Below are 11,738 nucleotides of genomic sequence, written 5' to 3' on the forward strand. Positions count from 1 at the left end.
ATATTTACTTAGCATGCTAAGTAATGTTAAACTAGTTAGCATGCTAAATAACTAGGTACTATTATGATTTCATCACCTCCTTTTCATGAAACTTTAGATTTAAGTTTATGCGGTAGCATGGGGCGCGTTTTTCGACTCTGTCGCGATGCCGTTACTCTCGCTGTTGAGCCTTTAGGGTTAACACAATCTCGTTGGACTGCGATGATCCATATCCATCATTTAAAACAAGGTGTTACACAACAAGAACTGGCTAGCAGTTTGGGGATTGAAATGCCTTCACTAACGCGAACAGTTAAACAGTTAGAGCAACAAGCGATTATTGTCCGTCGCATTGACAGCGATGATAAACGTAGTCGTAAAATCTATTTTACTGAGCAAGGGTTACTATTATTAGATGCACTTAAAGACATTATGGCTGAGGTTAAAACACAACTTTATGCAGAACTTACAACGCAGCAGCTTGATACTATGGCCTATGGTTTAGTGCAAATGGAAGCCAATGCTCGACGTTGTATTAGCCACTTTTCTGGAGAGAAATAATTCATGACACCGGATCAGAAATTTGCCCGCTATGTAAAAATATCATTAGTTGGGTTTATTTTATTGTTCGCTTACTTTGTCGTTGCCGATATGTTTTTACCGGTTACTCCGCAAGCGCGCGTATATCACCCTGTAGTACAAGTAACGCCACAAGTAAGTGGCCGCGTGAACCAAGTATTGGTGAATAATAATCAAGCGATTAAAGCGGGTGAAGCGCTATTTTTAATAGAAGCAGCCCCTTTTAAATTAGCACTAGAGCAAGCACAACTGGCTTATGCTGATGCGCAGTTGCAAAACCAGCGCTTAGATAGCAGTGTTAAAGCGATACAGGCTCAGCTAGCCGCTGGAAATGCCAAGCTGCATGAGCAACAGTTGTTATTTGATCGCAGTGAATTGTTATTGAAAAAACGGTCTATTTCGGAGCAAGAGTACGAAACAATTAGCGCTAATTATCAATCAAGTAAAGCGAATGTCGCAGCTATTGAAGCACAGTTAACCGAGGCAAAACTGGCACGTGGGCAATTAGGCGAAGACAACCTAGCATTACGCCATGCGCAAAACCAACTGGCACAAGCGAAACTCAATTTATCATACAGCATAGTGACTGCTGATGCTGATGGTAAAGTCGCAAACTTGCAAGTAAGCACCGGGACATTTGCTAATAAAGGTCAACCGATGTTAGCTATTGTGGCCAATAAAGCTGATTTAGTGGCTGATTTTCGTGAAAAATCGTTAGTTAATATCAAAGTGGGCAGCAAAGCAAAAGTAACGTTTGATGCTCTGCCAGGCCAAGTATTTGCAGCTACAGTGAGCTCTTTTGAAGCTGGCGTAAGTAATGGGCAGCTCAATGCTAATGGCTTATTAAGCAGTACTGAAAGCAGTAATCGCTGGGTTCGTGATGCGCAGCGCCAACGTATTCACATTGATTTAGAGCAAGCACAGCTATTAAGTAAACTACCTAGTGGTGCACGTGCAACAGTGCAGCTACTGCCTGAGTCAGTAATTGGGCAATGGTTTGGTGTCATGCAAATTCGCTTTATCAGTTTACTGCATTACATTTACTAATAAGGCTTTATTATGTCTGCATCAGTCCCTGTAAAACTAGACCAGAATGGCCTTCGGCAAGCGTTGCGTATCGCTGGCGGCAGCGCGTTGGGATTTAGTTTATGTAAATTGATGAATTGGCCAAATGGTATTTTCTTCACCGTTTATCCTATGTTGTTATTAGGATTAGTGCCGATTTTAAATGCACATATCATTCGTCAGTTTTTTGCCAGCGCGGCATTTAGTGGGTTATTTGTATTAATAGTACAGGGTTTATTTTCTCATTTACCAGTGGCGATGACCTTGCTGTGCTTTTTAGCGTTTGCATTTTTGTTTTATCAAATGAGCTGTGGTGCTAACTTTTTGTTTGGTGCTTTAAGTGTCGTTAGTTTATCTATTCAACTGCACTTTTCTAGTTATGTTGGTAATGGCACGAGTATTTATCCGTTGATCATCAGCAATGGTTTAGCAGTCGTAGTGACCGTGTTAGCGGCGGTATTAATGCACTTTGTATTTCCTGATGTTGCACCACGCCAAGGTCGGGTGATGCCAACAAAAGCAAAAGAGAGTATTCGCCACGAAGTACTGTTGTGCGCTACAGTTGCTACACTGTCGTTTGTGATTTTTCAGGTATTTGATTTACAAGATTCAATTTCAGCACAAGCGGCATCGATCTTAATTTTGTTTCCTTTGTGCTGGAAAGCCGCTGGCATGGCTGGCTGGCAACGAGCAATTGGCACATTAATTGGTTGTAATTTAGCGTTAGTATCGCAGCTGTTTTTGTATAATCACACCGATATTCTGATTTTTCCGGCGCTGATCTTGTGGATTTTAACTTTTATATTTAGCCGTTATCATATTTTAGGTGGCGGTATTCCTGGTGTTGGATTTGGGGTTATTACCACATTTGGAATTTTATTTGGTCAGTCTCTCGGACCTGGGCAAGACTTGGTTTACAGTGCGCTTTATCGGTTTTCGTCTGTATCGGTTGCGATAATCGTGAGTTTATGTGCGGTGTATATTATGCATCATATTCTTAATCGGTTTAGTGTCACCCGTCATCATACTTTCGACTAATATAATAACCGCCTTAGTCAGTTCCTTATGCACTAGGGCGGTTATTACTTTGTTATACTAACTGTGTTTAAATAATGATCACTTTAGGCGTGAGTTTATAAACCACTAATTAACACAATCGCTACTCAACGATGCGTTAAGCTGATTTATTGCGAGTGTTATTTTCGCGGGATCAACCATAAAGTCAGCGCGCCTAACAATATCCCCCAAAATGCCGAGCCAATAGAAAATAAAGTAAGATCAGAGGCGGTGACCAAAAAAGTGATCATTGCCGCCTCAGTGTAGTAACTATCAGACAAAGCTTGCTGTAAGCTCGAGGCAATGGTGGTGAATAAAGCAATCCCCGCCAAGGCTAAAATAAGTGCTTGTGGCAAACTTGCCACTAAACCCACTAGAGTCGCTGCTCCAATCGCCATCAGGATATAAAAACCACCGCCCGCGATACTTGCCCAGTAACGCTTTTTAGGGTCGCTGTCGGCATCTTCACTCATGCAAATTGCCGCAGTAATAGCAGCTAAATTAATGGCATAGCCACCAAAAGGGGCAATAAGGATATTACTAAAACCAGTGACATTGAGCGCTGCAGAGACGGGTGCAGGGTAATTATGTGCTTTTAACACTGCAATGCCTGGCAAGTTTTGTGAAGTCATGGTGACGATATAAAGCGGAATACCAACGCTGATCATCGCTTGTAAATTAAATTCAGGAGCGATAAACGCAAACTCGCTCATTTTCCATTGCCAACTGCTGGTATCTATTTGCCCTGTAACGCCAGCCATTACAAACCCAGCAATCAGTACCATAAGCATCGAAAAACGTGGCATTAAACGCTTACAGACTAAATAAACCAGCACCATCGCACCAATTAGCAATGGTTTTTCACCCATAAAGTTAAATACATCTATGCCAAAAGTCACTAAAACACCGCCAAGCATTGCACAAGCAATTTGACTCGGGATACGTTGCATTATTTTTTCAAACCAGCCAGTGATCCCTGATATAAATACCAGTAAAGCACTGAACATAAATGCGCCTACAGCTTGATTTAAACTATAACCTTGGGCACTGGTAATGAGTAAAGCGGCACCGGTTGTTGACCAGGCAATTAAAATTGGGATTTTATAGTAGTACGATAAGCCAATTGAAGTGACACCCATCGCAATACCTAACATAAGTACCCAACTTGCAACGAGCTCCGCTGTGCCACCTAGCACAATAACGACTTGGTAAATAAGTGCGATAGAGCTGGTAAAACCGATGATCACCGCAACTAAGCCCGCAGTTAAACGGTTTAATAGTTGATTTGAGAGTTGCATGTGGTTCCTAAATCGTTGAATTCAATCGTTCTATTTATACACAAATATTACTTTGATGCTAGGGCGTGTTTATCTTTCGAGGTTACTTATGACTAAGGTCTTACTGGTTGGAGAAAGTATTGATGTTCTGAGGTAGTGATAAAGTGTTAGATTTGTAATGGCGACGGTGTAACAGTTTTCACACGTCACCAATGACAGCTTAGTATACAAAGCAATAGTCGTTATTTACGACTAAAATTTTACTGTACTACAGCGCTTAATATGGGGCTTGGAGTAGGCTGTTCCATCGCTGCTTTACTGTCTTCATCCAAGGCTAAGCTTAAATTCTCTAGGCGGTCAAAAATACCCAAGCGAATGCGAATAAAATGCAAGATTTCACGAGCCACATTGATCCCCAGTGCAGCTTCTAAGCCTTCAAATCCAGGGCTTGAATTTGCTTCGCAAATTTTAAAGTGATTATCATCAAATAATAAATCAATACCAGCAACGTCTAAATTGAGTACATTAGCTGTTTGTGTAGCTAACCATTCAATCTCTGGAGTAATTGGGTGCGGTTTACCAGTGCCACCTGCACTCACGTTCGCTTTAAAGTTTTTACCGCCAGAGTTTCGCTCCATACATGCGACAGCACGGCCACCAATAGTGAGTACTCGCAAATCACGACCATGGCTAGATTTAACAAACTGTTGCAAGATGATATTAGCTTGCGGGTTGGCGGCTTCAATTAATTGCATTAAATCGTCAAATTCGCTTTTTGACTTTGATAAAAATACGCCACTGCCCTGCGAGCCTGAAAGTGTTTTAATCACCACTGGAAAGCCTATTTGCCTATCTACTAAGTCGATATTTACTGGAAATTTTACCAGCATAGTATTTGGTGTAGGTAAGTTACGCTCAGCTAAAATTTGCTGTGCAAACAGTTTATCTTTTACCGTCTCAATTGATTGTGAGCTATTAACGCAGTACACCCCTAGTCGCTCGAGATGGCGAATAATTGCTAGTGCAAAATAGGTGGTGCTGGCGCCCATGCGAGGAATAACAAAGTCAGGCAAAGTTGTGGTTACACCGTCAATTAGAATGCTTTTGCCATCTTCGCGGGTGATAGTTAAATCAAATTGATCGGGAGAGAAAACTTGTAAATCGATACCTTCTTCTTTTGCTGCGGCCAGTAAACGCTCTACTTCGTAGGTCTCTTGTTTTAGTAATCCAGCACTGTCTTTATAAATGATCCAGCCACGCATGGTATTTCCTCTTGAGTATTGATCCGCAGCTCACAGAAAAAATAGGCTCACTACGTTATAGATGTTCACAGTCACTTATGATGATGAGAGTCTGCGGCAAAAGACGCGGAGTATGAGGTTCATCTGATGTGCAGTAAAACAAATAAATTTTATCGTCACGATAATATTATTTTTCATATCTCATTTTGGTTAATCAATAGTAGGTGTTTTTTTATTGCAATAAAGTATGTAACTACAAAAGGTATAATTGATAAGTTAATGTTAACTTAACGCGTTGTATTTTTAGTATTAAAGTTATTCATTCATAACTTTTATATATTTAATTTATTAACTGTAAGATTAATATGATAAATATTGAAAGTTTCGTTTTTGTTTTCGGTAACAAATTTATGCTTGCGATTTAATTTACTCTGATGTAAAAATAACAATATATTAACCTTTAGATCTAAAAGAGAGACAAATGAAAAGGGCTATTGCATTTATTGTTATCGTTCCGATCAGTGCTTTTTTGCTATATGAGTTCGTTATCTACAAAGAAAGCAATGTAACCCATTCGGTTCCTACGAGTGACGTTCAGTTATCGACTATAGCGCCTAAGTTAGGGGCTAAAACATCACCAGATATATCGTTACCAAGAGTTTTAGCTAAACCTAAAGTAGCTGTAAATCAAACACATGATGAATTTGATGCTATTAATCGACTCTCAGAGAAAGCAGAGCAGATTCTCAAAGCCTCAGGATTTTTGCCTACAGATTTACATAATGAGGTTTATATAGAATTTGACTTAGTTGCGCTCAGAAAGCTAAAGCAAGGCGATAATTTTGATCTAGCTATTCCACAAACCGCTGAAACCTTTAGCGCAGAGGTTACCAATGTAATTGCTGCTAGCAATGGTGATAAAAGTATTTTTGGCCGAGTGCTTGGTGCTGATGGGCGATTTCACACCACCGTGATGACTATTGGCGCAGACGCTATATATGGCCAATTAACTGCACCAAGCGGTAATTATGTATTTGAAGGTAAAGGGCAATATGGTTGGCTTGCGGCAAAGCGAGATCTTTATAAAAACCACATGGAACATCAAGTCACTAATCAACCCACATTAGAGCCAAGCAATGGTGAGGATCCGTTTGCACCAAAAGCAGAAGGTAATAACTTATAGAAATTTTTCAGAGCAGACTTTAACACAGTAATACAACACAACCTGACAAGGAACTACTATGAATAAACGACTAACTACTTTAGCTGCATTATGTGCATTAGGTATGACTGCAACTAGCCACGCCGCGACTATTGATATTGCGATTTTATATACAGATCAAGCGGCGGCGGCCACTGCAAACATTAATACTAAAATTAACCAGTATATTGCTTTTAGTAATCAGGTTTATAGCCAAAATGGTATTGATATTTCACTGCGTTTAGTAGGCAGCGAAAACTTAGGTAATCATGCAATTACACCTTCTAGCAGCTGGCTAAATTCAGTCACTAACAGTAGTTATATTCAAGGTTTACGCAATAGTTGGGGGGCAGATATGGTTGCGGTGCTTGGTACTGGTCAAAGTGCTGGCAGTAACCTAATTTCGTGTGGTATTGCGTGGGTTGGCAATGGCAGTAATGGTAATTTATATAGCTCAGTAAGTAACAGTATGTACAGTATTACAGCGGTAGATTGTGGAGCAACAACCTTTGTACATGAATTAGGCCACAATCAAGGCTTAGCACACTCTCGTAAGCAAGGTGATACATCAGGTGGTGTTTATGTTGATGGTATGGGCCATGGCGTACAAAATCAGTTTGCCAGTATTATGGCGTACCCTCATGTATTTGGTAGTGCCACGCAGTATGATTATTTTTCTAACCCGAACTGGAGTGTTAATGGTATTCCTTACGGTGTAACTGGTGAATCGTTTGCATGGCGTACAGTAAATGCCACTAAAGACAGTATTGCTAACTTTAAATAGCGTTTATTTTTAGTGAACAGTTTTTCCCTTTTGAGCGCATTAGCGCTCTTTTTATTATTTAATTTAAAGCAGGCCAAAGTGTTGCGCCATCGCCATCGATTGCATTGAGTACTTTAATTCCCAGTACTTTGGCAATAAGTGGGTAAACATCTAAGTTATTTACTTCATCGATTACTAATGAATTTTTAAATGCTGGGCCATTGGCAATAAAGGTTGCCGCCATATCTTCGCTATAAGCATAGCCATGGGTACCTAAATAGCTTACTTTACCGGTATCAGCAAAACTTCTTGGTGCTGTGGTTTGTAAAATAATATCACCAGTTCGGCCATTGTTAGCATAGTGATAAAGCTTACGTTGTTCATCACTTAGTACGGTATAGCGCCCTTTTGCTGCTTTCGTTAAGTGTTGTTTATATGCTGTGATCTCAGCTTTTGTAGTGCCTTTATTAGCATAGATCAATACTCTCGGTCCGGTATTTTTAACCATAAACTTGTCGTCTTTCGGTAAGCTACTGATAGCAATACTTTGGTTTGGCTCAACCGTACTCATACCATGATCGGAGACAATCACTAAGTTAACATTTTGCTCTAGTTCATTGAGGCGTTGCTGTAATTGCCCCATTAATACATCTACTTCTTTTACCGCTTGCTTGGTTTGCTCAGCATCAGGCCCATATTCATGGCCCATACTATCTACCAGTGAAAAATAACTAACAACTAATTGCGGGCGCTGCGCTGCTGGCAATGTTAGCCATTGAATAATTTGATCAACACGATTTTGATAATTACTGTGTTTTGAATAATGGTAAAAGTAATTCGGCAGCATGCCATTAAATCGCGCATCTGATTCGGGCCAAAAATAAGCGGCTGATTTTAATCCCTGCATCGACGCCAAATTCCACAGTGGAATGCCGTTGAACCATGTGCTGTCGTCTTTCCCTTTTCCCATGCTATAGCATTCATTTCTTTGTGTATCGCAAAAGCGGTTATCTACTACGCCATGATTAATTGGCAATAAACCAGTAATGATAGATATATGATTAGGAAATGTTTTAGTCGGATATACCGGGCGCATTTTAGTTGCGCGAACTCCCGATTTAGCTATTGCGGCTAAATTTTCAGCACCGTGTTTTTCGATGTAATCCCAGCGGAATCCATCAAGAGAAACAAGTACTACGGTATTATTAGCAGAGTTTCTATCGTCTTTAGCGTGGCTAAAAGAGCCATAAATGAGCAATGCTAATAACAGAAAACTTAAAATAGGCTTCATTGTATTAATACCTTTGTTGGGCGTTATTGGTAATCAGAAAATAAACAAATACGTTACGATATGCTTATGTTTAATATGCAGTGTACCGCTATTTTATGACCGTGATAATTATTAATAGATAAATTTATGTGCGAACAGCAGTCATAGATATTAATTTAGTAAACAAGCTGTTAGATTAAAAGTAGACAATAAAAGGAGCGTCTATGATCGATTTCAGCAAAAAAATAACGTCAGCGCGTGAGCTGCGCTCAACCCCTAATTTACAGATGGCGTTAGAAAGCGATCGTGGCCGTATCATCAATAGTGCTGCAATTCGCCGCTTACAACAAAAAACGCAAGTGTTTCCGTTGGAGCGCAATGCTGCGGTCCGCTCGCGGTTAACTCACTCCCTCGAAGTACAACAGGTTGGGCGTTTTATAGTGCAACGCATCTTTGCGAATTTAACGGCCAAACAACAAGCTGAATATGGCCTAACAGGGTTAGAGAGGCCGCTAGAAAGTCTGGTTGAAATGGCCTGCTTGATGCACGATATAGGTAATCCACCGTTTGGTCATTTTGGTGAAGCTGCGATTAATCACTGGTTTAACGCAAATTTAGCAACGCTTACCCCTCAGCGCTGCGCCGATCCACACACGGGAATTGGCTTAATATTTAAACATTTAGCACAAGATATTTGTAACTTTGAAGGTAATGCGCAAGGTATCCGTATTGTACACTCACTGTTATCACTTAATTTAACCTATAGCCAAACGGCTGGTATTTTAAAATACACGCGTCCGGCAAGTATGGCTAAAGAAGATATACCGCGAACTAAAAATTATTTGATGAAAAAAGTAGGCTTTTACTACAGTGAAAAAAACTTTGTTGAAAGATTGCAAAAAGAGCTATTGATAGAGCCACAATGTCGCCACCCCGCCAGTTATATAATGGAAGCGGCTGATGATATTTCATATTGCTTAGCTGATATTGAAGATGCCGTAGAAAAGGGCATTATCACTGTTGAGTTATTATGCGATAAACTCAAACAGCATTATCAAAAAGTGTTAACTAATCTTACTATTGACGATGCAGAACATCAGCACGTGGTTGAAAAAGCAGTTAACTATGCCCTCGATAAGGCCGCTCAGCAACCTTATAACTTTAATAGCGAGTTTTTTATTTATTTACGGGTAACTCTACTCCACCCTCTGGTTAATTATGCGGCCAAACGTTTTATAGATAATATTGAAGCGGTTTATCATGGTGATTTTAATCAGGCCTTGTTAGAAGACCGCAGTCATTTACACGCTATAACCACCACTTTGAAACAAGTGGCGTTTGAGTATGTGTTTTCACATAAGGAAGTCGGTAAACTTGAATTACAAGGCTATCGAATTATCAATGGATTACTTGATTGTTATAAGCCATTACTGCTGTTAAGTCATGATGACTTTAAACGGGTGATCAAAGGGGATGATCGTTTCTTAATTGAAACACGGTTGCTCAAAAAGCTTTCGAAAAAGCATTTAAATAGCTATTTACAAGCCATTGAAGCGATGCAAGCAGAACCCGATCATGTACTCGCTTATGAGTTTTATTATCGCTGTCGATTTATTCAAGATTATATCAGCGGCATGACAGATCAATTTGCTTACGATGAATACCGTACCTTGATGGTAATTGATTAGCAAAACACACTGCTAGATAAATTTGCGCACAACTATTAAACTGGGTTTATTGTGTTATTTTGTTTAATAGATTTATGATGGCTCACGTATTACGACTTTGCTTATTTATTTTATTTACTTTTAGTTTCAATAGCTTTGCTAAATACAGTGAAGCTATGTGCATTTTGTATAAACAACAAATGCAACAATACAGCGATAATACAAGTAGCCGTAGTTATCGAAATGCGGCAAAAGATTATAAAAACAACTGCAGTAACCCACCTCCAGCGTCTCAAGCGAAACCAGCACCTGTAGTGGTTGCACCAAAAACACATGTTGATAATAAAATAAAATCTACATTAGAGACGCAAAACTCGACTGTAAACCCCCTTGACAGCAATTCGTCAGTAGCCAAAAATGAGCCAGCAGAAGTTCAAAGGGAGGCGTCTGTAATTGTTGAAAATGTTGAAAATGTTGAAAATGTTGAGAATGCCCAAAGTATTGAAGTTGAGCAAAAGAGCAGCGCAGAAACCACAGTCGAACAGCCGCTTGGGCAAAACAATGATGTAGTTGATGCTACACCCGAAGCAGTAATAACAAGCGAACCTGCGACGATAAAGGTAACAGCCCCAGAACCAGTGCGCACTGAGTCGGATTCGTTATTAATGCCAAGTTTATTGTTGTTAGTAGTTTTATTATTAGCTGCAATGTTGCTGCTGCGCTTACGGGCTAACAAAAAAGCAGTTGAAACTGCACCGCTAATTCCTGCAACTGATGAGGCTTCAAGTACAGAAGCCGCTGTATCAAAATTAACCCCCGCAAAAGCTGAGCCCGTAGCAAGCGAATCCACTGTTGCGCCAAAAAAAGCGGTTATAGCAGAGCAAGTAGTGATTGCAACTCCACAAACTGAAGTGATAAGTGCAGACGATGTGAACGTAAAAGTTGAGCTAACGCAGCGGCTTTTTAAAAATGAGCATGATTTTAAAGAGCCTGAAGTGCGTATGTTTGATCCTGATGCGCCATTACCAGGTCAGAAACCACAACAACCTAAAGATGTCATAAAGTCTGCGACGATAAATGTTGAAGCTGATCTTGATACTAATTTAGAACCACACCAAACGACCACAACAGAGCTCGATAGCGAAGCTGAGCTATTACCTAAAATGGATGATGAAAACGTTATTCATTGCGCAACGAATGAAGTAGCAAATGAAATTGTCCATTCGGATGCTGTTAATAGTAGTGGCCAAGTGCTCACATCAGGCCTTTCGCAAATGAGGGAAGTTGAGCTATCAACGACCGTGGATGTTCAACCACAAGCTGATACTTTAACGGTAACTGACAGTGATGATGAAATAGCACAGGCGCTTGCTGCATTAAACGATGAATTAGCAGCAGAGCAGCATAGTGTATCAGAGCAAGATGAAAGAGATGATATATCTGGCGCATCTGTAGCAGATCCAAATCAGCGTAAAGCTAATCCATTTGCTAATTTATCACTCGACCCTACTTGGGATCCAAATTCAAAAGAAAAGCCGACGATTGTCCCGAAAAAAACAGTGCCAAAATCAGCCAAATTAATTGCAGCACAAGAGCGTGCAAAACAGTTAAAAACCGACGATTAATTTATTAATTGTCGC

10 protein-coding genes are annotated in these 11,738 nt (G+C 40.1%); 7 read left to right on the forward strand and 3 right to left on the reverse strand.

The features are described from left to right. Positions 1 to 63: 63 nt before the first annotated feature. Genes P4S61_RS22260 through P4S61_RS22270 form a run of 3 tightly spaced genes read left to right on the forward strand, consistent with a single transcriptional unit; the run spans position 64 to position 2,661 of the window. Entirely contained in the window at positions 64 to 540 is a 477-nt protein-coding gene (locus tag P4S61_RS22260; RefSeq protein ID WP_145238912.1) for a MarR family winged helix-turn-helix transcriptional regulator, read from the forward strand. Between the two features lie 3 nt (positions 541 to 543). Continuing rightward, on the forward strand, positions 544 to 1,605 hold the full coding sequence (locus P4S61_RS22265) for an HlyD family secretion protein (RefSeq protein ID WP_182819651.1): 1,062 nt from the start codon (positions 544 to 546) through the stop codon (positions 1,603 to 1,605). A gap of 12 nt (positions 1,606 to 1,617) precedes the next feature. Continuing rightward, the gene (locus P4S61_RS22270) at positions 1,618 to 2,661 is read left to right on the forward strand and encodes a DUF2955 domain-containing protein (RefSeq protein WP_145238906.1); all 1,044 of its coding nucleotides are present in this window, start codon (positions 1,618 to 1,620) and stop codon (positions 2,659 to 2,661) included. 158 nt (positions 2,662 to 2,819) lie between these two features. On the opposite strand, the gene P4S61_RS22275 is transcribed toward P4S61_RS22270, so the two are convergent. Together P4S61_RS22275 and P4S61_RS22280 are read right to left on the reverse strand one after the other, a co-directional pair. Then, the gene (locus P4S61_RS22275; RefSeq protein WP_182757826.1) at positions 2,820 to 3,977 is read right to left on the reverse strand and encodes a benzoate/H(+) symporter BenE family transporter; all 1,158 of its coding nucleotides are present in this window, start codon (positions 3,975 to 3,977) and stop codon (positions 2,820 to 2,822) included. Positions 3,978 to 4,216: 239 nt separating this feature from the next. Beyond that, complete coding sequence (locus P4S61_RS22280) at positions 4,217 to 5,218, reverse strand: ATP-grasp domain-containing protein (RefSeq protein WP_337119231.1); 1,002 nt, start codon at positions 5,216 to 5,218, stop codon at positions 4,217 to 4,219. A 460-nt stretch (positions 5,219 to 5,678) separates the two neighbouring features. Between P4S61_RS22280 and P4S61_RS22285 the strand changes: the two genes are divergently transcribed. Further along, complete coding sequence (locus tag P4S61_RS22285; RefSeq protein ID WP_145238898.1) at positions 5,679 to 6,380, forward strand: hypothetical protein; 702 nt, start codon at positions 5,679 to 5,681, stop codon at positions 6,378 to 6,380. A gap of 58 nt (positions 6,381 to 6,438) precedes the next feature. Further along, positions 6,439 to 7,182 carry a zinc-dependent metalloprotease family protein gene (locus P4S61_RS22290; protein WP_145238895.1) on the forward strand — a complete coding sequence of 248 codons (744 nt, stop codon included), beginning with the start codon at positions 6,439 to 6,441 and terminating at the stop codon, positions 7,180 to 7,182. A 58-nt stretch (positions 7,183 to 7,240) separates the two neighbouring features. Here the strand turns inward: P4S61_RS22290 and P4S61_RS22295 are convergent, their stop codons facing one another. Continuing rightward, on the reverse strand, positions 7,241 to 8,452 hold the full coding sequence (locus P4S61_RS22295) for an alkaline phosphatase family protein (protein ID WP_145238892.1): 1,212 nt from the start codon (positions 8,450 to 8,452) through the stop codon (positions 7,241 to 7,243). Between the two features lie 203 nt (positions 8,453 to 8,655). On the opposite strand from P4S61_RS22295, the gene dgt reads away from it, so the two are divergent. Both dgt and P4S61_RS22305 read left to right on the forward strand, forming a co-directional pair. Further along, on the forward strand, positions 8,656 to 10,119 hold the full coding sequence (gene dgt, locus P4S61_RS22300; RefSeq protein WP_145238889.1) for a dGTPase: 1,464 nt from the start codon (positions 8,656 to 8,658) through the stop codon (positions 10,117 to 10,119). A 59-nt stretch (positions 10,120 to 10,178) separates the two neighbouring features. Then, positions 10,179 to 11,723, forward strand: coding sequence for a hypothetical protein (locus P4S61_RS22305; RefSeq protein WP_337119232.1), 1,545 nt, complete (start codon positions 10,179 to 10,181; stop codon positions 11,721 to 11,723). The last annotated feature ends 15 nt before the right edge of the window (positions 11,724 to 11,738 follow it).

The sequence above is a fragment of the Pseudoalteromonas sp. B160 genome, assembly GCF_037162485.1.
Classification (GTDB): Bacteria; Pseudomonadota; Gammaproteobacteria; order Enterobacterales; family Alteromonadaceae; genus Pseudoalteromonas; species Pseudoalteromonas rhizosphaerae.